This window comes from Pantoea conspicua (genome assembly GCF_002095315.1).
Taxonomy (GTDB): Bacteria; Pseudomonadota; Gammaproteobacteria; order Enterobacterales; family Enterobacteriaceae; genus Pantoea; species Pantoea conspicua.
This window is the reverse complement of record NZ_MLFN01000060.1, coordinates 1-24,319: the sequence shown is the minus strand read 5'-3', so window position 1 is coordinate 24,319 and position 24,319 is coordinate 1. Positions and strand designations below refer to the sequence as shown.

16 protein-coding genes and 4 pseudogenes are annotated in these 24,319 nt (G+C 53.5%); 16 read left to right on the top strand and 4 right to left on the bottom strand.

All coding sequences use genetic code 11. The features are described from left to right. Position 1: 1 nt before the first annotated feature. From rlmN to HA41_RS16920, 10 genes and pseudogenes are all read left to right on the top strand, one after another. Positions 2-1,132: a dual-specificity RNA methyltransferase RlmN gene (gene rlmN, locus HA41_RS16965; RefSeq protein WP_094121742.1), complete on the top strand. Its 1,131-nt coding sequence runs from the start codon at positions 2-4 to the stop codon at positions 1,130-1,132. A gap of 80 nt (positions 1,133-1,212) precedes the next feature. After that, positions 1,213-1,947: a type IV pilus biogenesis/stability protein PilW gene (gene pilW, locus HA41_RS16960; protein WP_094121741.1), complete on the top strand. Its 735-nt coding sequence runs from the start codon at positions 1,213-1,215 to the stop codon at positions 1,945-1,947. After that, positions 1,937-2,962, top strand: a complete 1,026-nt coding sequence (gene rodZ, locus HA41_RS16955; RefSeq protein WP_094121740.1) for a cytoskeleton protein RodZ — start codon at positions 1,937-1,939, stop codon at positions 2,960-2,962. The genes pilW and rodZ overlap by 11 nt, the downstream gene beginning before the upstream one ends. Before the next feature lie 37 nt (positions 2,963-2,999). Further along, positions 3,000-4,120: pseudogene (gene ispG / locus HA41_RS16950) on the top strand (flavodoxin-dependent (E)-4-hydroxy-3-methylbut-2-enyl-diphosphate synthase). A 105-nt stretch (positions 4,121-4,225) separates the two neighbouring features. Then, positions 4,226-5,500, top strand: coding sequence for a histidine--tRNA ligase (gene hisS, locus HA41_RS16945; RefSeq protein WP_094121739.1), 1,275 nt, complete (start codon positions 4,226-4,228; stop codon positions 5,498-5,500). Positions 5,501-5,539: 39 nt separating this feature from the next. After that, positions 5,540-6,155, top strand: a pseudogene (locus HA41_RS16940) (YfgM family protein). 19 nt (positions 6,156-6,174) lie between these two features. Continuing rightward, positions 6,175-7,356: an outer membrane protein assembly factor BamB gene (bamB, locus tag HA41_RS16935; protein ID WP_094121738.1), complete on the top strand. Its 1,182-nt coding sequence runs from the start codon at positions 6,175-6,177 to the stop codon at positions 7,354-7,356. 171 nt (positions 7,357-7,527) lie between these two features. Continuing rightward, the gene (gene der / locus HA41_RS16930) at positions 7,528-9,018 is read left to right on the top strand and encodes a ribosome biogenesis GTPase Der (RefSeq protein WP_094121737.1); all 1,491 of its coding nucleotides are present in this window, start codon (positions 7,528-7,530) and stop codon (positions 9,016-9,018) included. Between the two features lie 64 nt (positions 9,019-9,082). Then, on the top strand, positions 9,083-9,325 hold the full coding sequence (locus HA41_RS16925) for a zinc ribbon domain-containing protein (RefSeq protein WP_094121736.1): 243 nt from the start codon (positions 9,083-9,085) through the stop codon (positions 9,323-9,325). Between the two features lie 279 nt (positions 9,326-9,604). Further along, positions 9,605-12,046, top strand: coding sequence for a glucose/quinate/shikimate family membrane-bound PQQ-dependent dehydrogenase (locus HA41_RS16920; RefSeq protein ID WP_094121735.1), 2,442 nt, complete (start codon positions 9,605-9,607; stop codon positions 12,044-12,046). A gap of 44 nt (positions 12,047-12,090) precedes the next feature. Here HA41_RS16920 and HA41_RS16915 read toward each other — a convergent pair whose 3' ends face one another. From HA41_RS16915 to xseA, 3 genes are all read right to left on the bottom strand, one after another. Beyond that, positions 12,091-12,423 carry a protealysin inhibitor emfourin gene (locus HA41_RS16915; RefSeq protein ID WP_094121734.1) on the bottom strand — a complete coding sequence of 111 codons (333 nt, stop codon included), beginning with the start codon at positions 12,421-12,423 and terminating at the stop codon, positions 12,091-12,093. Beyond that, positions 12,420-13,433, bottom strand: coding sequence for a M4 family metallopeptidase (locus HA41_RS16910; protein WP_094121733.1), 1,014 nt, complete (start codon positions 13,431-13,433; stop codon positions 12,420-12,422). Before HA41_RS16910 ends, HA41_RS16915 begins: the two co-directional genes overlap by 4 nt. Positions 13,434-13,544: 111 nt before the next feature. After that, on the bottom strand, positions 13,545-14,918 hold the full coding sequence (gene xseA, locus HA41_RS16905) for an exodeoxyribonuclease VII large subunit (RefSeq protein WP_094121732.1): 1,374 nt from the start codon (positions 14,916-14,918) through the stop codon (positions 13,545-13,547). Between the two features lie 168 nt (positions 14,919-15,086). Here xseA and guaB point away from each other — a divergent pair. Then, a pseudogene (guaB, locus tag HA41_RS16900) lies at positions 15,087-16,552 on the top strand (IMP dehydrogenase). Between the two features lie 72 nt (positions 16,553-16,624). Continuing rightward, positions 16,625-18,205, top strand: a complete 1,581-nt coding sequence (gene guaA / locus HA41_RS16895) for a glutamine-hydrolyzing GMP synthase (protein WP_094121731.1) — start codon at positions 16,625-16,627, stop codon at positions 18,203-18,205. 188 nt (positions 18,206-18,393) lie between these two features. Here the strand turns inward: guaA and HA41_RS16890 are convergent, their stop codons facing one another. Further along, the gene (locus tag HA41_RS16890; RefSeq protein ID WP_094121730.1) at positions 18,394-19,584 is read right to left on the bottom strand and encodes a hypothetical protein; all 1,191 of its coding nucleotides are present in this window, start codon (positions 19,582-19,584) and stop codon (positions 18,394-18,396) included. Positions 19,585-19,906: 322 nt separating this feature from the next. Between HA41_RS16890 and HA41_RS20820 the strand changes: the two genes are divergently transcribed. The 4 genes and pseudogenes from HA41_RS20820 to HA41_RS16875 all read left to right on the top strand — a co-directional run. Continuing rightward, positions 19,907-20,461: a helix-turn-helix domain-containing protein gene (locus HA41_RS20820; RefSeq protein ID WP_143807354.1), complete on the top strand. Its 555-nt coding sequence runs from the start codon at positions 19,907-19,909 to the stop codon at positions 20,459-20,461. Positions 20,462-20,498: 37 nt separating this feature from the next. Continuing rightward, entirely contained in the window at positions 20,499-21,749 is a 1,251-nt protein-coding gene (locus tag HA41_RS16885) for a type II toxin-antitoxin system HipA family toxin (RefSeq protein WP_158086628.1), read from the top strand. Between the two features lie 642 nt (positions 21,750-22,391). Beyond that, positions 22,392-22,637: pseudogene (locus tag HA41_RS21615) on the top strand (tyrosine-type recombinase/integrase); the annotation flags it as partial. 420 nt (positions 22,638-23,057) lie between these two features. Next, on the top strand, positions 23,058-24,319 hold a 1,262-nt coding region (locus HA41_RS16875), incomplete at its 3' end, for an MFS transporter (protein ID WP_162287204.1).

Below are 24,319 nucleotides of genomic sequence, written 5' to 3'. Positions count from 1 at the left end.
AATTGCCGTTTCCCCCAAGAGCCAAAAAATTAACCTGCTGGATCTCAACCGTCAGCAGATGCGCGAATTCTTCCTGTCGCTCGGTGAAAAGCCGTTCCGCGCTGACCAGGTCATGAAGTGGATCTATCACTACTGCTGCGATGATTTCGAGCAGATGACCGACATCAACAAAAAGCTGCGCACCCGACTGATGGAGCTGACCGAAATCCGCGCGCCGGAAGTCGCGGAAGAGATGCGCTCCACCGACGGCACCATTAAATGGGCGATTCGCGTGGGCGATCAGCTGGTCGAAACCGTCTACATTCCGGAAGGCGACCGCGCCACGCTGTGTGTCTCTTCGCAGGTGGGTTGTGCGCTGGAGTGTAAATTCTGTTCGACTGCACAGCAGGGCTTTAACCGTAACCTGCGGGTGTCTGAAATTATCGGCCAGGTGTGGCGCGCGGCGAAGATTGTTGGTGCGGCAAAAATTACCGGCCAGCGTCCGATCACCAACGTAGTAATGATGGGTATGGGCGAACCCCTGCTCAACCTGAACAACGTGGTGCCAGCGATGGAGATCATGCTGGATGACTTCGGTTTCGGCTTATCGAAGCGTCGCGTGACCCTTTCGACCTCTGGCGTGGTGCCGGCGCTCGACAAACTGGGCGATATGATTGACGTTGCGCTGGCGATCTCGCTGCACGCGCCCAACGACAAACTGCGTGACGATATCGTCCCGATCAACAAAAAATACAATATCGAAACCTTCCTGGCCGCGGTTAAACGCTACATCGGGAAGTCGAATGCCAACCAGGGTCGCGTCACTATCGAGTACGTGTTGCTGGATCATGTAAACGACAGCACTGACGATGCGCATGAGCTTGCCGCATTACTGAAAGATACGCCGTGCAAAATCAACCTGATTCCGTGGAACCCCTTCCCGGGCGCACCGTACGGTCGCAGCTCTAACAGCCGCATCGATCGCTTTTCTAAAGTGCTGATGGACTATGGTTTCACCACTATCGTGCGTAAAACCCGTGGTGATGATATTGATGCCGCCTGTGGTCAGCTGGCGGGCGAAGTGATCGACCGCACCAAACGGACAATGCGGAAAAAAATGGCCGGTGAAGCGATATCTGTGAAGGCGCTCTGAAACAGTGACCGTTAACGTTTCCTGACGGTGTGACGCGTGGCAGGCTGAATGCTGCTAACGTCAACCCGATGGAAACGATGATGCGTAATGGATTACCTGTGGCTTTACTGGCCCTGTTTGTTGTAAGCGGGTGTGTCAGCCACACTCAGCAGCCCGGTGCAGCGGAAGTGCGTCTACAGTTAGGTATGCATTACCTGGCGAGCGGGGATGAAGCAGCCGCTGAGCGTAATCTGCTGCGGGCGCAGGCGGCGGCACCGGATGATTACCGGATATCGCTGGCGCTGGCCCGGCTGGCGCAAAAGCAGGGTAAGCGTGCTGCTGCACAGGCCCATTACCAGCTGGCGCAACAGCAGGCCCCGCAGAATGGTTTTGTCGCTAACAATTACGGTGCGTTTCTTTGCGCTTTAAGGCAGTATGGCGAAGCGCATCAACAGTTTAGTCGGGCAGGCGATGCGCAGCAGGTTGACGCCCGCATTGATGCGCTTGAACTGGCGGGATTTTGTTATCTGCAGGCAGGCGAGTTTGCCACGGCACGGCGTGCATTGCAGCAGGCGCTGGCGTCCGACGATCGCAAAGCCGGATCGGTGCTGAATGAAGCTGAAAAGCTGCTGGCGGAAAGCCAGCTGACCAGTGCGCAGATTTTGCTCGAAATTTACCAGCTACAGCGGCCTGAAACGGCACGCAGTCTGGCGTTACACTTACGTTTCGCCGCGCTACAGGGAAATGCCGCTGACGTTTCACGTTATGGCGACCAGTTAGCGCGACGTTTTCCGCAATCGATACAGTACCAGCGTTATTTAGCTAATGAATACTGAAGCCACTCAAGAGAACTCTGCAGTACATTCAACAGGTGAACGCCTGCGTCTGGCCCGTGAGCAGATGGGGCTGACGCAGCAGAACGTCGCTGAACGCCTGTGTCTGAAACTTTCTACCGTGCGTGACATTGAGGAAGATAAATCGCCTGCCGATTTAGCCTCTACCTTCCTGCGCGGATACATTCGCTCCTACGCCCGACTGGTGCATATTCCTGAAGAGGAACTGCTGCCAATGATGGCGAAACAGACGCCGGTTCGTGCAGCAAAAATCGAACCGATGCAAAGTTTCTCTTTGGGTAAACGCCGCAAAAAGCGTGACGGCTGGTTGATGATTTTCACCTGGCTGGTGCTGTTTGTGGTGGTCGGCCTGACGGGCGCCTGGTGGTGGCAGAATCATAAAGCCTCTCAGGATGATCTGGTGTCGATGGCCGATCAGAATGGCAGCAGTGGGGATGGTCAGTCTATTCCGCTGGGGGAATCCAGCGGTGACAGCACCACCCCAGCCGCGCCCGATGAGAGTAACACTGTGCCGGCGGTGGCTGATAACAGCGCCGCCAGCACGCCAGCCAGTGCGGCTCCGGCCGCCAGTGCCAGCAATACCAATACCGCGCCTGCGGCACAGCCCGATAACAGCAGCAATGCAGTGGTTTCACCCAGCCAGGCACCGGTAGAGAATACCGCTGCCGCGCCAGCGGCCACCACCAACAGTGCCAGCACCGCACCGCAGATGCCGGTGGGCGCTGCAGCAGTCAGTGAACCGGCTACCGATCCGAATGCAGTGGTGATGACCTTTAACGCCGACTGCTGGCTGGAAGTCAGTGATGCGACCGGCAAAAAACTGTTCAGCGGCCTGCAGCGTAGCGGTGGTAAACTCAGTCTCGCAGGAACCGCTCCGTATCGTCTGAAAATTGGCGCTCCTTCCGCGGTTCAGGTGCAATATCAGAATCAGCCCGTTGATTTAAGTCGTTTTATCCGTAATAACCAGGTTGCTCGCCTGACGTTGGGTGCGCAATAACAGCGTATCGCGTACCGGGCAATTGTGGAGAAGAAATATGCATAACGAAGCACCCATTATCCGTCGTAAATCCAAACGCATTTACGTCGGCAAGGTGCCAGTCGGTGACGGCGCGCCAATCGCTGTTCAGTCGATGACGAACACACGCACCACTGACGTGGCGGCGACGGTCAATCAGATCAAAGCCCTTGAGCGTGTCGGTGTCGATATCGTCCGCATTTCGGTGCCGACGATGGATGCTGCTGAAGCATTCAGACTGATTAAACAGCAGGTGAATGTCCCGCTGGTGGCCGATATCCATTTTGACTATCGCATCGCATTAAAAGTCGCCGAATATGGCGTTGATTGCCTGAGAATTAATCCCGGCAATATCGGTAACAACGAGCGTATCCGCATGGTGGTTGACTGCGCACGCGACAACAATATCCCGATCCGAATTGGCGTTAACGCCGGTTCACTGGAAAAAGATCTGCAGGAAAAGTATGGCGAGCGACGCCGCAGGCGTTGCTGGAATCCGCCATGCGTCATGTCGATCATCTCGATCGCCTTAACTTCGATCAGTTCAAAGTCAGCGTAAAGGCCTCTGACGTTTTCCTGGCGGTTGAGTCGTACCGTCTGCTGGCGAAGCAGATTGAGCAGCCCCTGCACCTCGGTATTACCGAAGCGGGCGGCGCGCGTGCCGGTGCGGTGAAATCGGCAATTGGGCTGGGTTTACTGCTCTCTGAAGGGATTGGCGATACGCTGCGCATTTCGCTGGCGGCCGATCCGGTCGAAGAAGTGAAAGTCGGTTTCGATATCCTCAAGTCACTGCGCATTCGCTCTCGTGGGATCAACTTCATTGCGTGCCCAACCTGCTCACGTCAGGAGTTTGACGTTATCGGTACGGTCAACGCGCTGGAGCAGCGTCTGGAAGATCTGATCACGCCGATGGACGTTTCCATTATCGGTTGTGTGGTCAACGGGCCAGGTGAAGCCACCCTCTCAACGCTGGGTGTGACCGGCGGCAACAAGAAGAGTGGTTTCTATGAGGATGGTGTGCGTCAGCGCGATCGTCTCGACAACAACGATATGATCGATCAGCTGGAAGCGCGCATTCGTGCCAAAGCGTCGATGCTGGATGCCAGTCGCCGTATTGATGTGCAGCATCTGGAAAAATAATGGCGTGCGCGGTCTGCGTACGTGACTTTTTTGACTGAACCTGTGCGGTTTCATCCTCATAAGGTATGATGCCGGACAGGTTTTTTTGCATTAAGAGATTCTAACGTGGCGAAGAATATTCAGGCGATTCGCGGGATGAACGATTACCTGCCTGCGGATACCGCCATCTGGCAACGGATTGAAAGCGTTCTTAAACAGACGCTGGCGAGCTACGGTTACAGCGAAATTCGCTTACCGCTGGTGGAGCAGACCCCGCTGTTTAAACGTGCCATCGGTGAAGTCACCGATGTGGTTGAAAAAGAGATGTACACCTTTGAGGATCGCAACGGCGAAAGTCTGACGCTGCGTCCGGAAGGGACCGCAGGCTGCGTGCGCGCCGGTATTGAACACGGTTTACTCTACAACCAGGAACAGCGCCTGTGGTACATGGGCCCGATGTTCCGCTACGAGCGTCCGCAGAAGGGACGCTACCGTCAGTTTTACCAGATGGGCGTTGAAGTGTTTGGCCTGCAGGGCCCGGACATCGATGCTGAATTGATCATGCTTAACGCCCGCTGGTGGAAAGCGTTGGGTATCGCCGATCACGTTCGCCTTGAACTCAACTCCATTGGCTCCCTTGAAGCCCGTGCCCGCTACCGCGATGCGCTGGTCGCCTTCCTTGAGCAGCATAAAGAGGTGCTGGATGAGGATTGCAAACGCCGCATGTACAGTAACCCGATGCGGGTGCTGGACAGTAAAAATTCCGAGATTCAGCAACTGCTGAACGATGCGCCGCAGCTCGGCGACTACCTTGACGATGAATCACGTGAACATTTCAGCGGCCTGTGTGCGCTGCTGGATGACGCCGGTATCGCCTACACCATTAACCAGCGCCTGGTGCGCGGGCTTGATTACTACAATCGTACGGTGATTGAGTGGGTGACCGACAGCCTCGGCTCACAGGGTACGGTGTGTGGCGGCGGTCGTTACGATGGCCTGGTGGAACAGCTCGGCGGGCGTGCAACACCAGCCGTCGGCTTTGCCATGGGCATGGAGCGTCTGGTGCTGCTGGTTCAGGCGGTGAATCCCGATTTTGAACCGACGAGCAATGTGGATGTCTATGTAATCGCTTCGGGTCAGGGCGTGCAGTCTGCTGCGATGCAACTGGCGGAGAAACTGCGTGATGAAGCGCCAGAACTGCGGTTGATGACCAACTTCGGTGGCGGCAACTTTAAAAAACAGTTTGCCCGTGCTGACAAGTGGGGCGCTCGCGTCGCGCTGGTGTTAGGCGAGGATGAAGTGAAGGCCGGACAGGTCGTGATTAAAGATCTACGCCGTGGCGAGCAGCAAACGCTGGCTCAGGCAGAGGCTGCTGCTGTTTTGCGCACGCTGTTACAGTAAGCGTGTTACAGCACCAACCATTGAAAGGAGAGGGATTGCGTGGAAGTGTATAGCAATGAGAACGAGCAGACCGATGCGCTGCGCCGCTTTTTGCCAATAATGGTAAAGCGTTAGCGGTTGGCGTAGTGATCGGCATTGCTGCGCTGGGCGGCTGGCGTTACTGGTCCGGCCATCAGGAAGAGGCGACGAAGTCGGTGTCGGCGCAGTACCAGCAGCTCACCAGCGCCATGCAGGCGGGCAAGCCAGAAACGCTGGAAGCGGTCAACACCTTTGCCAATGAAAACAGCAACACTTACGGTGCGCTGGCCGCGATGGATCTGGCAAAACAGTATGTTGATACCAACCAGCTGGACAAAGCCGCGACGCTGCTGCAAAACGGCCTGAAAGATACCAAAGATGCCAACCTGCAGGCGGTGATTAACCTGCGTCTGGCACGCATTCAACTGCAACAGAATCAAGCTGATGCGGCGCTTAAAACCCTTGACGCTGTGAAGGGTGATGGCTGGACAGCCATTGTGGCCGATATCCGCGGCGAAGCGCTGCTGAGCAAAGGCGACAAGCAGGCGCGCGCGATGCATGGAGCAAAGGGGTTGAATCTGACGCCTCTCCGGCATTGAAGCAAATGATGCAGATGAAGATGAATAACTTAAGCTAAGCCAGTCAAGAGAGAGCGCATGGAATTACGTAAATACCTGCTGCCGGGGCTGATTTCAGTCACTTTGCTCAGCGGTTGTTCGCTGTTTAGCGGCGAAGAAGATGTGGTAAAAATGGCTCCGCTGCCCACGGTGGAAAACCAGTTCACGCCACAGGAAGTGTGGAGCACCTCGGTAGGAGATGGCGTCGGTGATTTCTACTCCAACCTGCATCCCGCCTGGCTGGACAACACCGTGTTTGCGGCCGATCGTTTCGGTATCGTGAAGGCGCTGGATGCCACCAACGGTAAAGAAAAATGGAAAGTCGATCTCTCTGAGAAAACCGGCTTCTTCTCGAAAAACCGCTCAGCCCTGTTGTCTGGTGGCCTGACGGCTGAAGGCGATCGCGTCTATGTTGGCAGCGAGCGCGGTCAGGTTTATGCGCTGAGCAGCAGCGATGGCAGCCTGGCGTGGCAGACCAAAGTGGCGGGGGAAGCACTTTCTCGCCCGGTGGTCAGCGACGGCCTGGTACTGGTACATACCAGCAACGGAATGTTGCAGGGACTGGATCAGAGCAGCGGCGCCATCAAGTGGAGCGTTAACCTGGATATGCCGGCGCTGTCACTGCGCGGCGAATCTGCGCCCGCGGTGGCTTTTGGCGGCGCGATTGTCGGCGGCGACAATGGCCGCGTCAGCGCGGTTATCCTGAACCAGGGGCAGCTGATCTGGCAGCAGCGTATTTCGCAAATCAGCGGTGCGACTGAGATCGATCGTCTGAATGATGTCGATACCACGCCGGTTATCGTTAACGGTGTGGTTTACGCCCTGGCGTATAACGGTGATCTCACCGCGCTGGACCTGCGTTCTGGTCAGATTTTGTGGAAACGCGAAATCGGTGGCGTGAAAGACCTGATTGTCGATGCGGGCCGAATCTATCTGGTCGATCAGGATGACCGGGTGATTGCGCTGAACGCTGACGGTGGCGTGGCCATCTGGCGCCAGAGCGATCTGCTGCACCGTAATCTGACGTCGCCGGTGCTCTACAATGGCTACCTGGTGGTCGGCGATAGCGAAGGCTATCTGCACTGGATGAACACCACGGATGGTCGCTTTGTGGCGCAGCAGAAACTGGACAGCTCCGGCTTCCAGACCGAGCCGGTGGTCGCCAGCGATAAGCTGCTGATCCAGTCGAAAGATGGCGAGGTCTATGCGATTACCCGCTAACGGGTAAACGTCTGGCAGGTGAAATCCTCTGCACCCACGGCTCCTGATTTAATCAGGGGCCGTTTCGTTTTAGTCAGGCATGGTATTCTTTGCGCCTTCAGCCTGAACTTAACGGCCAGAGCCGTTATAATCACGCCATTCGGGCGATTAATTATTTATTGAGGCATTGTTATGGTACCTGTGGTCGCGCTGGTTGGGCGTCCCAATGTGGGAAAATCTACGCTATTTAACCGTTTAACTCGCACTCGTGACGCGCTGGTAGCGGATTTTCCTGGACTGACTCGCGATCGCAAATATGGTCGCGCCGAAGTGGAAGGGCGCGAATTTATTGTTATCGATACCGGTGGTATCGACGGCACCGAAGAGGGTGTTGAAACGCGGATGGCTGAGCAGTCACTGCTGGCGATTGAGGAAGCGGATGTGGTGCTGTTTATGGTCGATGCGCGCGCCGGCATGATGGCCGCCGACCAGCAAATCGCTAAACACCTGCGTTCACGTCAGAAAGCCACGTTCCTGGTGGCGAACAAAACCGACGGACTCGATCCCGATCAGGCGGTTGTTGACTTCTATTCTCTGGGCCTGGGCGAGATCCATGCCATTGCGGCCTCGCATGGTCGTGGTGTAACCAGCCTGATCGAAACGGCACTGTTGCCGTGGATGGACAAGGTTGAGCCGGTTGAACTCACAGAAGAAGAAGAGAACCAGGCTTACTGGGCGGCGCTTGACGCCGGGGAGAAAGCTGACCTGGAAGCCGCAGAGGAAGAAGAAAACTTCGACCCGACAGGCTTGCCGATCAAACTGGCAATTGTCGGCCGTCCTAACGTAGGTAAGTCAACACTTACTAACCGCATCCTCGGTGAAGACCGTGTGGTGGTCTACGATATGCCGGGCACCACCCGCGACAGTATCTATATCCCGATGGAGCGTGATGGACGTGAATACGTTCTGATCGACACTGCAGGTGTGCGTAAGCGTGCCAAAATCTCTGACACCGTAGAGAAATTCTCGGTGATTAAGACGCTGCAGGCGATTGAAGATGCCAACGTGGTGATGCTGGTGATCGATGCTCACGCCGGTATTTCCGATCAGGATCTCTCGCTGCTGGGCTTCATCCTTAACAGTGGTCGTTCGCTGGTGATTGTGGTCAACAAATGGGATGGTCTGTCACAGGAGGTGCGTGATGAAGTGAAAGAGACGCTGGACTACCGTCTGGGCTTTATCGATTTCGCCCGCATCCACTTTATCTCTGCGCTGCACGGCAGCGGCGTCGGTAATCTGTTTGAATCGATTACGGAAGCCTATGACTGTTCGACGAAGCGCGTAAACACCTCGCTGCTGACCCGCATCATGAACATGGCAGCCGAGGATCATCAGCCACCTCTGGTTCGTGGTCGCCGCGTTAAGCTGAAGTATGCGCATGCCGGGGGTTACAACCCACCTATTGTGGTGATCCACGGTAATCAGGTTAAAGATCTGCCGGATTCATACAAACGCTACCTGATGAACTACTTCCGTAAATCACTGAGCGTGATGGGAACGCCGATTCGCATCCAGTTCAAAGAGGGTGAGAACCCGTACGAAGGGAAGCGCAACCTGCTGACACCCACGCAGCAGCGTAAGCGTAAGCGCCTGATGGCGCATATGAAGAAAAATAAGCGTTAAGCAAATGAGGGCCGGAAGGCCCTCTTTTTTTGGCCTAAGCTAAAGCAACGGGCGGGGAATTATCATGACCATCAACTGTGAGAAATGTCAGCTGCCGTTGCAGCTCAGCGACGGCGGGTTTATCTGTAGCGGGTGCGGCGCACATTATCAGGCTCAGCCCATCTGTCCGGATTGTCATCAACCGCTGGAACGGCTGAGCGCCTGCGGTGCGGTGGACTATTTCTGTCACCACGGACACGGTTTGATTTCGAAAAAACGTGTCGATTTTCAGCCGCAGAAAGCATCAGGCGGCTCAGAATCACTATAAGCGGTGTGAATAAAGAAATCGTTGTAGCAAAAATGCTATTGCAGCGTAACAAGTGCGTTATAGATGTTCACTCTGTAATGTACCAGGTGGTACAATCCTGCCGCGTCGTGGGGAGGGGCCTGTCATATCCGCTTTTTCCGGTGCGGGTTACTCCACAGACGCGGGTCTGTTTATATTCGATTTGAAGCAGTGCGGCACGCCGCATGTCTCTTTGACAAGGTTGCGCAGTTCAGGCGGCAACCGGCGTGAGCGCTCTGTTTATTCAGGAGAGTGAGTGTTATGGCTGAAACTTCGTCCCGCTCCGCTAAGGTGCTGGGAATCGTATCCGTGCTGTTCGGACTGGTGCTGCTGGCAACCGGTCTGTTCTTCGCGATTGGCGGCGGTAAACTGGTTGCCCTCGGCGGCAGTTTGTACTTCCTGATTGCCGGTATCGTGACCGTTCTGGCAGCAATTCAGTTCTTCCGTCGCAAATCCTCGGCGGTGGTCCTGTTTCTGCTGGTATTTGTCGGCACGCTGATCTGGTCACTGTTTGATGCCGGGCTGGAGTTCTGGCCGCTGGTGTCGCGCCTGATGGTGCCAGCTGGCCTGATGGTAGTGGCCTTCCTGCTCTGGCCTGCGCTGCGCAAGCGTGAAGGCAAAAGCTCGCTGGCCAAAGCCGCCTACACGCTCTCTGCGCTGCTGGCAGTAGGCATGGTGGTCACCTTTGTGCAGATGTTCCAGCCACATCCTACCGTGGCCTCTACAGGTGAAGAGTTGCCGCTGATTCCGGTGGATAAAGCGAAACAGCAAAAAGACTGGGATAACTACGGCAACACGCCGCAGGGCAGTCGCTTTGTGGCGCTGGATCAGATCACCCGCGATAACGTCAAAGATCTGCAGGTTGCCTGGACATTCCGGACCGGCGATATTCCGGACAGCCCGACCGGTAACGGCGCGGAAGATCAGCAGACCCCATTACAGGTAGGCAATACCCTGTATCTCTGTACCCCGCACAACAACGTGATTGCGGTTGAAGCAGACAGCGGTAAGCAGATCTGGAAGCGCGAAATCAATGCTCAGGCGGAAGTCTGGCCGCGCTGCCGTGGTCTGGCCTATTTCGATGCCACTAAACCGCTGCAGCAGCCGACTCAGCCAGGCTCGACACCGGTTCCGGCCGTCACGCTGCCTGCCGGTGATAGCTGTCAGCGCCGCATCCTGATGAACACCATCGATGCACGTCTGATTGCCATCAACGCTGATAACGGTGAGTTCTGTGAGAGCTTCGGTAATCACGGTACTGTCGATCTGAAAGCCGGCCTCGGTCAGGCCCCCGATCCCCAGTATCAGCTGACGTCAGCACCGACACTGGCAGGCACCACCGTCGTCGTCGGGGGTCGCGTGGCGGATAACGTCCAGACCGATATGCCAGGTGGCGTATTGCGTGGTTTTGACGTCATCACCGGCCAGATGCGCTGGGCGTTTGACCCGGGTAATGTCGATCCGAATGCGGTATTAATGCCGGGCAAGGAGTACGCTCGCAGTACGCCGAATTCCTGGGCACCGATGTCCTACGATCCGGCGATGAACACTGTATTTATCCCGATGGGCAGCTCATCTGTCGATCTGTGGGGTGCGAATCGTACCGAACTGGACCACAAATATGGCGCATCCGTACTGGCGCTCGACGCCACTACCGGTAAAGAGAAGTGGGTTTATCAGACCGTGCATAACGATCTGTGGGACTTCGACCTGCCGATGCAGCCAGGCCTGATCGATTTCCCGCAGAAGGATGGCACCACCAAACCGGCAGTGGTGATTGGCAGTAAAACCGGCATGATCTTCGTACTCGATCGCATGACCGGTAAACCACTGACCAAAGTCGAAGAGCTGCCGATGCCGCAGGGCCATATCCCGAACGAGCAGTACACCAAAACCCAGCCTCATTCGACCGGTATGCCGCAGATTGGCAACCAGACGCTGAAAGAGTCTGACATGTGGGGTGCGACACCGTTTGATCAGCTGGCCTGTCGTATTGGCTTCAAATCGATGCGTTATGATGGTCTGTTCACCGTACCGGACACCGATAAGTCGCTGAGCTTCCCGGGTTCGCTGGGCGGGATGAACTGGGGCAGCATGTCGACCGATCCGAACAATCATCTGCTGTTCGTCAATGATATGCGTCTCGGCCTGTGGGTACAGATGATCCCGGCTGACACCAATAAGATTTCACGTGGCAGCAACGGGGGTGAAGCGATCAACACCGGTATGGGCGCGGTGCCGCTGAAAGGTACACCTTATGCGGTGAACAAAAACCGCTTTATGTCGCCGCTGGGCATTCCTTGCCAGAAGCCACCGTTTGGTACGCTGTCGGCGATTGACATGAAAACCCAGAAAATCGTCTGGCAGGTGCCGGTTGGTACCGTGCAGGATACCGGACCTTTCGGCATCAAAATGCGCATGAAGATGCCGGTAGGTATGCCAACGCTGGGCGGTACGCTGGCAACTCAGGGTGGCCTGGTGTTCATCGCTGGTACCCAGGATTACTACATGCGTGCCTTTGATGCCTCAACCGGTAAAGAAGTGTGGAAAGCACGTCTGCCGGTTGGCAGCCAGGGCGGCCCGATGAGCTATGTTTCGCCGAAAACTGGCAAACAGTACATCCTCATCTCGGCCGGTGGCGCACGCCAGTCGCCGGATCGCGGTGACTACGTGATTGCTTACGCGCTGCCAGACAGCAAATAACCTCACCAGTGAAAAGGGCCGACATTGTCGGCCCTTTTTTTTGCTTATTTTCCATCACGCCACAGCGCCTGTAATGCTGGTGGGGCCACCTGCTCCGGAATCAACAACACAATGGTGCCGACCTCGCGGTGGGTCGCATACTGAATCTGAATGCGGAAATAGCGTTGATCGCCGCTTCCCACCTCAGGCGCTTTCTCTTCCGGCTCGCCCAGTGGCATCGCCTGCTCAAGGGCGCGACAGACGCGCTGCTTTTCCGGTGGCGGCAGTTCACTCAGCGAAAAACGGCGCTCTGCGCGCAGGCCGGGCATAAAGGCAAGACCGCCTTCACGCGCCACGATGATGGTGGCATCATCGGTAAGTTCGGGCAGATCACTCATAGCACACCGACCTCTTTCCACGCCTGCTCAATCGCGCTGGCAACGGAACGGTTAAAGCGTTTTTCGCCATGCTGAACGGTAAAGCGGGCAAAGGTTTTAAAATCGGCGTCCTGCGGCAGTTCATCGTCGCACAGCGTGTCGTACCAGGCGTGACCCGCCTGCTCCCACGCATAGCCGCCCAGCGTTTTCGCTGCCAGGTAAAAGGCGCGGTTGGGGATACCGGAATTAAGATGCACGCCGCCGTTATCTTCGCGGGTCTGCACATAATCATCCATGTGCGCCGGCTGCGGATCTTTCCCCAGCATTGGATCGTCATACGCGGTGCCTGGCGCTGACATCGATCGCAGGCCCTTGCCATTAATGCCGCTGGCCAGTAACCCTTCGCCGATAATCCAGTCCGCCTGATCGGCGCTCTGCTTCTTGCTGAACTGTTTGACCAGCGAGCCAAACACATCGGAGAGTGACTCGTTCAGCGCACCCGCTTGTTCAAAGTAGATCAGACCGGCTTCATTCTCGGTCACGCCATGAGTCAGTTCGTGCGCCACCACGTCAATCGCAATGGTAAAGCGGTTAAAAATCTCACCGTCGCCATCACCAAATACCATCTGCTGGCCGTTCCAGAACGCATTCTGATATTTGTCGCCGTAATGAACCGTTCCGAGCAGTTTCAGCCCCTGATTATCCAGCGAATTGCGCTGATACGCCTGCCAGAAAAAGTCATAGGTGGTGCCGAGGTAATCCCAGGCTTCCCCGGCGGCGACATCACCGTTTTCGGGCTGGCCTTCCTGACGAATCAGCTTACCTGGCAGGGTTTGCTGATTTTGCGCATCATAAATTTCACGATCCACATGGCCGCCCGCTGCTGTTTTCGCCACGGTCGGCTTTTGCCAGTGTTCCGCCATCAGGTGCTGAACATGAGTGAGAGTACGGCGTGCCTGTTCCTGCTGGTGGCCGGAGCCGTGCGCGATAATTTTGCGGAGGATATAGGGAGGAATAACGCTAAAAGCCATCTGAAACTCCTTGGCAACAGAGATGTGCCAAAAAGTATAGACCCGACAGGCTGGATAGGCCTGGTGAGTGAGGTCAGCTGTAAGGTGAAAAGTATGAACGCAGAGGCAGAATCAGGAGGCGGTTTTTCGGCGGCGCTTTTTCTCTGGCAGCAGCTGCGTCACCTGACTCTCGACCCAGCCATCATCCAGACGGGTACGCAGCAGGTCGCCGCTCTGCAGCTGCTGCGTCTTTTTCACCACCTGGCCCGTGGTGTCGGTGGTCACGCTGAAGCCGCGCGCCAGCGTCGCTAACGGACTGACGCCTTCCAGCTGAGCCACTCGCTGGCCGAACCGCTGTTGGTCGGCGCTCAGCTTCTTCTGCATACTCTGCTGCAGGCGGTAGTGCCAGCTTTGCAGCTGTTTTTGCGCATCGAACAGACGCTGCTGCGGCTGCTGGGCGTTAAGCCGATGCGACAGGCGGTCCTGCTGACGCGTGGCCTGACGCAGGCGGGTTTCCATCGCTTCACCCAGACGCTGCTGCAGGCGGAACAGGGTGGTCTGCTGACGAGCCAGACGTAGCTGTGGATGCTGCTGTTGCAGGCGATGCTCAAGGCGGGAGTAGAGCCGCTGCTGGCGTGCCAGGTAGTAATCCATCGCCATCTCCAGCCGCTGTTGCTGTGACTGCAACTGACGCAACAGCTCAAGCTGGTTACGGCTGACGAGCTCGGCGGCGGCAGAGGGCGTTGGCGCGCGCAGATCCGCCACGAAATCGGCAATGGTCACGTCAGTTTCATGGCCGACGGCGCTGACGATTGGAATGCGGCTGGCAAAAATGGCGCGCGCGACCCGCTCGTCGTTGAAGCTCCACAAATCCTCCAGGGAACCGCCGCCACGACCGACAATCAGCACGTCGCACTCATTGCGCTGGTTAGCGATCTCAATCGCCCGGACGATCGCGGCAGGCGCATCGACACCCTGTACCGGCGTCGGGTAGATCACCACCGGCAATGAGGGATCGCGGCGATGCAGCACCCGCAGCACATCGTGCAGCGCGGCACCGGTTGAGGAGGTAATCACACCGATCTGGCGCGCCGGATCGGGCAGCGGTTGCTTATGCTGCGGTTCGAACAGGCCTTCGGTCGCCAGCCTGGCTTTCAGCAGTTCAAACTGTTGCTGCAGCAATCCTTCACCGGCCGGGTGCATGCTTTCGATAATCAGCTGATAGTCACCGCGCGGCTCATACAGGGTGATGTTGGCGCGAACCAGCACCTGCTGACCATGTTGCGGACGGAAAGTGACGCGACGGTTGCTGTTGCGGAACATCGCGCAACGCACCTGGGCACCATCATCCTTCAGGGTGAAGTACCAGTGTCCGGAAGCGGGTTGAGTGAAGTTGGAGATCTCGGCGCTCAGCCAGACCAGGCCCATCTCTTTTTCCAGCAGCTGACGCACTGTGGTGTTAAGACGGCTGACGGTAAAAATATTGGCGACGGGTGGCAGCGACATGTGACGAAGATCAAATTCCAAATCAGCAGGTTAATTCACCGATACTACAGGGCTGCTAGCACGGATCAAGAGTTTTTCTGAAATAATGCTGGAGGCAATCGATTACGGCCTGTATAATGCCGCGGCAATATTTTATCTATTCTCATTCACCCGAGGTGGAGTATTGCCATGTTAAGAATCGCTAAAGAAGCACTCACTTTTGACGACGTTTTGCTCGTTCCTGCACACTCCACCGTCCTGCCGAATACGGCCGATCTCAGCACTCAGCTGACCAAAAATATCCGTTTAAATATTCCTATGCTTTCCGCTGCCATGGACACCGTGACCGAAGCGGGTCTGGCGATTGCGCTGGCGCAGGAAGGCGGTCTTGGCTTCATTCACAAAAACATGTCAATTGAACGCCAGGCGGATGAAGTCCGCAAGGTGAAGAAACATGAGAGCGGCGTGGTCACTGAACCACAGACCGTATTGCCAACAACCCCACTGGCCGAAGTGAAAGCGCTGACCGAGCGTAACGGCTTCGCCGGTTACCCGGTAGTGAACCGTGACAACGAACTGGTCGGTATCATTACCGGTCGTGACGTTCGCTTTGTCACTGACCTTTCCCAGCCGGTTTCCGCGGTAATGACCCCGAAAGATCGTCTGGTGACGGTGAAAGAGGGTGAAGCGCGCGATGTGGTGCTGCACAAAATGCATGAAAAGCGCGTTGAGAAAGCGCTGGTTGTAGACGACAGCTTCCATCTGCTGGGCATGATCACCGTAAAAGATTTCCAGAAAGCCGAACGTAAACCTAACGCCTGTAAAGATGCGCAGGGTCGTCTGCGTGTTGGTGCGGCCGTTGGCGCGGGCGCGGGCAACGAAGAGCGTATCGATGCCCTGGTGGCGGCCGGTGTTGACGTACTGCTGATTGACTCGTCGCACGGTCATTCCGAAGGTGTGCTGTCACGTATTCGTGAAACCCGCGCGAAATACCCCGATCTTGAAATCGTCGGCGGCAATGTGGCGACCGGTGCGGGTGCACTGGCGCTGGTTGAAGCGGGCGTCAGCGCGGTGAAAGTTGGTATCGGTCCGGGCTCCATCTGTACTACCCGTATCGTGACCGGTGTGGGTGTACCGCAGATTACCGCGGTGTCTGACGCCGTCGCTGCGCTGGAAGGCACCGGCATTCCGGTGATCGCTGATGGCGGCATCCGTTTCTCTGGCGACATCGCCAAAGCGATTGCGGCGGGTGCCTCCTGCGTGATGGTGGGTTCGATGCTGGCCGGTACCGAAGAATCACCGGGTGAATCGAGCTCTATCAGGGGCGTTCGTTCAAATCCTATCGCGGCATGGGTTCACTGGGCGCGATGTCAAAAGGCTCATCTGACCGTTACTTCCAGACCGATAATGCGGCCGACAAACTGGTGCCGGAAGGGATCGAAGGCCGTGTCGCTTATAAAGGCCGCCTGAAAGAGATCGTACACCAGCAAATGGGTGGACTGCGCTCCTGTATGGGCCTGACCGGCTGCCCGACCATTGATGACCTGCGCACTAAAGCGGAATTTGTCCGCATCAGCGGCGCGGGTATCAACGAAAGCCACGTACACGATGTGACCATCACCAAAGAGTCACCGAACTACCGCATGGGCTCGTAATCCCGTAAGATTTCCCGCCCGGCTTCAGCCGGGCGCTTTACTTTATCAAGTCACCGTTCTGGAAACCCCTCAATGACGACGGAAAATATCCATAAGCATCGCATTCTGATTCTCGATTTCGGCTCTCAATATACTCAGCTGGTGGCACGTCGCGTGCGCGAACTGGGTGTCTACTGTGAACTCTGGGCATGGGACGTCACCGAAGAGCAGATTCGCCAGTTCAATCCGAGCGGCATCATCCTCTCCGGTGGGCCGGAAAGCACCACCGAGCTGAACAGTCCGCGTGCGCCTGAATATGTCTTCAGCGCCGGTGTACCGGTGCTGGGCGTCTGCTACGGCATGCAGACCATGGCGATGCAGTTGGGCGGCAAAGTCTCCGGTTCCAGCGAGCGTGAGTTTGGTTATGCCCAGGTTGAAGTGACGACGCCAAGTGCGCTGGTGCGCGGTATTGAAGACGCGATCAGCGCTGCTGGTAAACCGCTGCTGGATGTCTGGATGAGCCACGGCGACAAAGTGACCGCCATTCCGGACGACTTCGTCACCGTTGCCAGCACCGAAACCTGTCCGTTTGCCATCATGGCCAACGAAGAGAAGCGTTTCTACGGCGTGCAGTTCCACCCGGAAGTGACGCACACCCGTCAGGGCCTGCGGATGCTTGAGCGTTTCATCATCGATATCTGCGAATGTGAAGCGTTGTGGACGCCAGCCAAAATCATTGAAGATGCGGTTGAGCGCCTGCGTGAACAGGTCGGCAACGACAAAGTGATCCTTGGCCTGTCCGGCGGCGTTGACTCTTCCGTGACAGCGATGCTGCTGCACCGCGCCATTGGCGATCGTCTGACCTGCGTGTTCGTGGATAACGGTCTGCTGCGCCTGAACGAAGCACAACAGGTGATGGATATGTTTGGCGACCACTTCGGTCTCAACATCATCCATGTACCGGCTGAGATGCGTTTCCTGGATGCGCTGGCGGGTATTGATGAACCGGAAGCCAAGCGTAAAACCATCGGTCGCGTCTTTGTGGAACTCTTTGACGAAGAAGCGCTGAAACTGCAGGACGTTAAATGGCTGGCGCAGGGCACCATCTATCCGGACGTGATTGAGTCGGCGGCTTCTGCCACCGGTAAAGCGCACGTCATCAAATCGCACCATAACGTCGGTGGCCTGCCGAAAGAGATGAAGATGGGCCTGGTTGAGCCGCTGAAAGAGCTGTTCAAAGACGAAGTCCGTAAGATCGGCCTGGAGCTGGGCCTGCCGTACGACATGCTCTACCGCCATCCATTCCCGGGTCCGGGTCTGGGCGTGCGCGTACTGGGCGAAGTGAAGAAAGAGTATTGCGACCTGCTGCGCCGTGCCGATGCGATCTTTATCGAAGAACTGCACAAAGCCGATCTCTACAACAAAGTCAGCCAGGCCTTTACCGTCTTCCTGCCGGTACGTTCAGTCGGCGTAATGGGCGATGGCCGTAAATATGACTGGGTTGTCTCGCTGCGTGCGGTGGAAACCATCGACTTCATGACCGCACACTGGGCACACCTGCCGTATGATTTCCTCGGCCGCGTCTCTAACCGCATCATCAATGAAGTCAACGGCATCTCCCGCGTGGTGTATGACATCAGCGGTAAGCCACCGGCGACCATCGAGTGGGAATGAACCTTATTCTCAATTGGTTGATTTAATTATATAAAAATAAGCCATTAATGTTCTTCTCGTATCATTAATGGCATATTGCATGGAATGTGAACGGTATGTGTTGGGAAAACACGGATGCCATGACTGGAAGATTAGTTCTTATGTGATATTGATACTGTGTTTTTTGAAACTCCCTTGGTCATATTCTTTCACACAGCCTTTTGCGCTGAATTCTCTTTGGCATGAAATGTAAGTGTAAACACTTTTTCTCCGGTTCCTTGTACGCTGCATTCTGCTTCGCATAACGCTGATTCGGGCTGATTGTGCTGGAATACATGTAGAAAATGCTGAGCAACTGCGAAGGCTGCACGAGGTGTAACTTTGGTTCCCGGCATAGTGATGTCGTACTGATGCCGTCTGTCGAAGACTTCTTCTGGCTCACGGAATCTGAATTTTATTTCGAACACGATAGTGGCTCCTACATGCTTTGCGTTTTCAAAGTGGCGCTTCTCTAGTTCTGCGACGAACATCGGCTCTGCTGCCTTCATGGTTATTGTTGTGATAATACCTATTGCGAGAAGTGCCAGAGCTTCTGCCGCGCCTTGTTCATGGGGCTTCCAGGCGTTCTTCCGTTTTACATTCCCGTGAAAATAGAAGCCACGTTTTTCAACTAGATGATTGATAACGTCATCTGCTTCTGGATTCGTCATTAAAAGTTTCGCCGTATCTGAGTTCCTATCGTTCTTTGCTGGGATCATATCTTTGATCGCAAGCTCAACAATGGTACGAAATTCTTGGTTTGATTTGAGCGCCGATTGCAAGCTTGGTGTTTTAAATTGACCATTCCCGTAAAGAGATTCAATCAACAGGAAGGAATAGCGGAAGGAATTTATGAACTCCTGATTTTTAAGCATTTTGCGAGCGTTTTTTACAAAGGCAACTTCAAATCTCGGCCCATCATGTTTCTCAGCAGCCATAAGCGCTCGTGTAAGCATATCGAAACTGAGAGGCAATGCATCATCATGCCTTCCCATTGAGAGACTTTTTATGGAGAGTCGGTCTTCTTCCTCTGGAGTTTCTCCTTCATATTTAGTCTCAATTTCCTCTGTGATGAGTTCAATATCATGGAAGCATTCGAGAAAAGTGGCGGCGTCATCAAGTTGACGTTTCACAAATGCCAAACGGTCATCATGCCCTGTTATCGTTGTTATGGCCTCGAACGAAGTAGGTTTCTGAAAGTTCGGCGCATATTCCAGAGGTTGCCTCTCAAAAGTAAGTTCAATCGCCTTAGCGTAACCGCTCTCTTCAATGATACGAAGCCTACCGCCCTGCACTGGAATTTCCCAGTGATCGTCAATGATAATTTTGCGTTTGAACTGGACAATGTAACGAATTCTCACGGGTAAAGTCCTCAAACCTTATCGTTAAAGAATAGAATGATATCTGGAAGGGGTGTTTTTAGCATTACAGAAAATTAAAGTTATTTATATTCAACAATATAGTTCGAGTCTTGGGAGAGGTAACACAATCCTTTACAAGGGGCGGAACTCGAATAGGATTGAACTCGACCAATATTTGGGGACCGTTTCGTCGGTCGACATGATGGCCACAAACTCATAGATGAGACAGATGATGAATGGCTAAACCTTATTTTGGAAGATTTAGTCCTTCGATGTTATGATTGTATGTATCACAGGTGACACATAGCTGAACGAGGTTAAGATGCCCGAAGAAAAAAATACGAGTAAACTTCGTCGGACAAAAGGCTCGGTTGTTCGGCCCTCAACCGAAGCAGCTTTGGTCAAGTTAGGCAAAGATATCGAGTTTGCACGTAGAGTAAGGGGTATCCCCGCTGATAGGTTTGCAAACTCAGCGGGAATTTCGCGCTCTACTTTACATCGACTTGAGAGTGGTAATGGTGCCGGGATTTCACTTAACACCCTCGCGATGGTGCTCACTGTTCTTGGGAAGCTTGATCTATTGAGTAATTTGATCGACATACGTAACGACGATATCGGTCTATCTATGCTGCGTGAAAATGTTATGCAAAAAGCAAACACGCTCCGTAGTAAAGGTATCAAAGCGAGCGTGGTGATCCGGCCGGGAGCGACAATGGTGAAACGAGCGGCAGGTACAGCGGCCACTAAGAAACCGACAAAATCTAGTATAGAAGCGAAGCGTCAGGGAAATCAGAAGACGTTGGTAGTCAGCCCATCAGGACGTACATCATCGCTGCTCTCTCGCTTAAAAGCTACACGAGACTCTTCTGGCTCATGATTAGAGAATTTATATGAGGCAAAGACTTTACGTCTGGATGGATGATCAAGATCTGGTCGGACAGTTGGATTTCAACGTCGACGGGATGCGACAGAACTCCGTTTTCACCTATGCGCAGAGTTGGATCGATAATCCGGAAGGCTTCGACCTGTCTCCTTTCATGCCTCGTAGTCAGGTAATCGCATCGGCTAGTCTGCAGGGAAATTCATCTCCCCTTGTTATGCCGATAGCCGATAGCGCGCCTGATTCTTGGGGGCGCGCTATTATGCGTGCGGCAAATGGCGGCCGCGCAATGAATGATTTCGAATATCTTATTGGGGTCGATGATTTCCTACGTTCGGGTGCACTTCGCTTTTATGAGAACGATGAGCCGGACGCGCTTCCTTTGGCCCAACCCCGGACTGGTGGAAATGCTTATTCCATACCACGGCTCATCGAACTCGAGGATATGATTCATGAGGCTCGCGCCTTAGAAGCAGACCCGACCCATTATCGTGAAAACCGGGCACAGTTGCTTGCTGGACAAATGTTACTTGACGCTGCCGGTTCGCTCGGCGGTGCGCGACCAAAAGTAAATGTGCGTGACGAGGATCAGACTATCTGGATAGCGAAGTTGCCGAAGATGGGCGATGAATACGATATGGCGCGTGCCGAAGTACTCACACTTCGTCTCGCAGGCGAAATAGGGATGATGGTTGCGGAAGCTAAGCCACTTGTCGTATCTGGGCAGTTTCCGGTTGCTTTAATCAAACGTTTTGATCGTTCTTATGAAGATGTTATAAACCCTAGTCGTATCCATTTCATCACGGCACAAACTTTTATGGGACTAGCGGGGACCGAGCCATCAAACTACGCCTCTATAGCAGAGCAGATGATGATATATGGTGCGGATGATGATATAGCCGAACTTTGGGCACGTATGGCTTATTCTGTGATGATCCAGAATACAGATGATCATCTGCGTAATCACGGCTTCATCCGAGCAGCCAATCGCTGGGCTCTTTCCCCCGCCTATGATATCAATCCCGACCCGTCAGTTGGCGGTACCCTCAAGACTGCGATAAGCGAGATCCACGGCAACGAACTTAACATTTCGGCGGTTTTGGACGCGGCACCGCTCTTCAATATCGACACAGATGAAGCTCGCGAGGCTCTTAGGGTTATGGCGGAAATCATTACAGGCAGATGGCGCCCTCTTGCCTTTGAGTTGGGAATGACTGCGAAGGACATTAAGGCGCTTGTACCAGCCTTTGAAAGCCCGCAGGTGAAGGCAGCATTGAATCTGTGATGAGCGAATTTCTGCAGCGAGATTAAGTTTCGACAATCACTAACTATCTATCGATTGTGGTTTTTATATCTTGGATCAAGAACCGTTTTTTATTGATTCATGGCAGACCGCATAACGTGTGTAGCAAAGGTCTGCTTATCAGCTTTGAGTGTTATACCTGCTACAATTCTGTACCGGACAAGACAGAATACAATGACAAATTACTTGTATCGCTTTGGTTGTCAGTACTAGGTCGAAATAGCTATCACTGTATGGTATAAGTTATGGCATAGTGTGACGAGATTTCCTGTATTTGTATGATTTTAAATAATTTTCCTGTTTTAAATATAATAGAGTGGGAATGATTTCGCGTCTGGCAACAGCCTGCACGTAAAAGCAGTAAAGTACCTCTAAGCCCGCATCATTGCGGGCTTTTTTGTTTTTGTGTCAGGCACTTTCTGCAGCGGTTAGCAACGTGAAACACGGTTTTTTGAATGGAATTCAGGAAAAACGCGATAAAGTTAATGACCGTGATGGTCTGTATGTTGCGGTGACCCCGGCTGGTTCAATCTCATTTTGCTACCACTATTCAATAAACCGAAGACAAGAGACCGTTACTTTGACCGTTAGGGCGTCGGTGGGATTACGCTTGTGCAAGCGCGCAACAAGATCAAATTTAGTCAGGCGTTATGGATGATATTAAAGCAGAGGATGAAACAACGTAGTCCACGTTTGATTTTTCTTTCCAGACTGGCAATGGATATTATGATTGCTCTCCAAACCTTCGCCGGTAGCTCTGATTATACCCTTCCTTCACGTTACGATTCTGATATGCCATTGAGACGCGCTACTTTAAACCGGCTTTTGACGCTGACGTCTCGTTTGGCACAGAAAGAAGGTGAGTCGTTGCCTGAGCTTGCATAAAGAACTCCATAATTCAGGCGACGAAAAATAAATGACTGTTACCTATCCTCTGTTTTCATCTACAGTTGCTCAATTATGTTATTTCACTCTTGCATTGAGATAATTCACAAGTGTGATCCATTCCGCAAAATTACGATTATATTGAGTCTGCGTGATCACCGAAAAAGGCAAAAAAGTAAATTAAATGTCTGTTTAGTATGGTAGCTCATTTGCTGATAATATCGTCTGGGCGCGGTTAATCAAGACATTCGTGGCTTTAAATGAGTTTTGTTCCGATGATCACATAAATAAAAAACATAATTAATTAATTTAAAAACATAATAGATCCTCATGGGTTACTTGTGTCAGAAAGTGTTCCTCCCAGACAAAAGAACCGGAGATCTGACTAGAATGAGCAATAACATAATGCAAAGCCGGCATGATGAATATCATAAATTAACCCGCGGTGAGCGTATTGGTTATGGGATGGGCGACTTTGCGCAAAACCTGGTGTTCGGTACCATCGGCGGTTTTCTGGCGCTTCACATGTTGACTGTAAATACTATAAGTACAGCAACAGCCGGATTCATATTCCTGTTTGTTCGCATTATTAACGTGTTATGGGACCCGATGGTGGGAACGTATGTTGATAAAAGAAGCTCTCTTGCCGGAAAATACCGTCCCTGGCTTTTAAGAGCAGGTGTTCCACTTGTTATTCTCTCCGCTTTACTCTTTGCTCCCATCCCTGGTATCCAGGGTTCCGTCCCTTTTGCATTTGTTGTTTATTTAGCCCTGGATTTAGTTTATTCAGTGGTAAATATTCCGTATGGTTCACTTAATGCTTCGCTGACAAGAGATCCTGAATCTATTGATAAACTGACCAGTACACGTATGATGCTGGCTAATAGTGCAAATCTTCTTGTCTATACGCTATTTCCAATGTTTGTACAAATGGCCTCTCCAAAAGATCGAAGCCTGAAAGATACCGGTTTTTTTGGTCTTGAACTCAATATGGGTAACTACACCGATCCCTCAGCTAACTACGCATGGTTTGGTGTTTACTCAATCTATATGCTAATCGGCGCGGTTGCACTTTTCATCTGTTATAAATTTACTCAAGAACGTGTGGTTGCGACGGCAGAACAAACAGCCAACGTAAAAGCGACAGATCTGTTCCATGAACTCAGACATAACCGGCCGCTTGTTATTCTCGGGTTGTTTTTCATGCTGGCCTTTACCTTCATGTTTTTCATGAATACCGTGAATGGCTTTTTCAATCAGTACGTCGTTGGCCACTCAGAATGGATGGGCGCTATCGGCCTGGTCGCCTCAATTCCCGGTATTGTCTTCCCTGTTTTTTGGCCCAGACTGAAGAAAATTTTTGGCAAAAAAGGCTTCTTCCATCTGTTCCTCGGCATGTTTATTGTCGGTGAACTACTGACGTACGTTTGGTCACGCGAAGCAATGCATGATGCACTTTGGCTGGCTTATATCTCAACATTCATCAAACAGTGGGGCTTAAGTTCAGCGACCGGCTTCATGTGGGCACTTGTCCCTGAAGTTGTCGCTTATGGCGAATTAAAAACAGGAAAACGAAACGCCGCCATTATTAATGCCATTATGGGGCTCTTTTTCAAAATCGGTTTCACGCTGGGTGGCGCAATTCCACTTTGGTTACTGGCAGCGGC

Excerpts from the sequence above, each read along its gene's own strand:
- HA41_RS16910 (WP_094121733.1), bottom strand. The coding sequence starts at position 13,433 with ATGGCTTTTAGCGTTATTCCTCCCTATATCCTCCGCAAAATTATCGCG.
- HA41_RS16925 (WP_094121736.1), top strand. The coding sequence starts at position 9,083 with ATGACCATCAACTGTGAGAAATGTCAGCTGCCGTTGCAGCTCAGCGAC.
- HA41_RS16920 (WP_094121735.1), top strand. The coding sequence starts at position 9,605 with ATGGCTGAAACTTCGTCCCGCTCCGCTAAGGTGCTGGGAATCGTATCC.
- HA41_RS16915 (WP_094121734.1), bottom strand. The coding sequence starts at position 12,423 with ATGAGTGATCTGCCCGAACTTACCGATGATGCCACCATCATCGTGGCG.
- der (WP_094121737.1), top strand. The coding sequence starts at position 7,528 with ATGGTACCTGTGGTCGCGCTGGTTGGGCGTCCCAATGTGGGAAAATCT.
- HA41_RS16885 (WP_158086628.1), top strand. The coding sequence starts at position 20,499 with ATGGATGATCAAGATCTGGTCGGACAGTTGGATTTCAACGTCGACGGG.
- rodZ (WP_094121740.1), top strand. The coding sequence starts at position 1,937 with ATGAATACTGAAGCCACTCAAGAGAACTCTGCAGTACATTCAACAGGT.
- HA41_RS20820 (WP_143807354.1), top strand. The coding sequence starts at position 19,907 with ATGCCCGAAGAAAAAAATACGAGTAAACTTCGTCGGACAAAAGGCTCG.
- pilW (WP_094121741.1), top strand. The coding sequence starts at position 1,213 with ATGCGTAATGGATTACCTGTGGCTTTACTGGCCCTGTTTGTTGTAAGC.
- xseA (WP_094121732.1), bottom strand. The coding sequence starts at position 14,918 with ATGTCGCTGCCACCCGTCGCCAATATTTTTACCGTCAGCCGTCTTAAC.
- bamB (WP_094121738.1), top strand. The coding sequence starts at position 6,175 with ATGGAATTACGTAAATACCTGCTGCCGGGGCTGATTTCAGTCACTTTG.
- guaA (WP_094121731.1), top strand. The coding sequence starts at position 16,625 with ATGACGACGGAAAATATCCATAAGCATCGCATTCTGATTCTCGATTTC.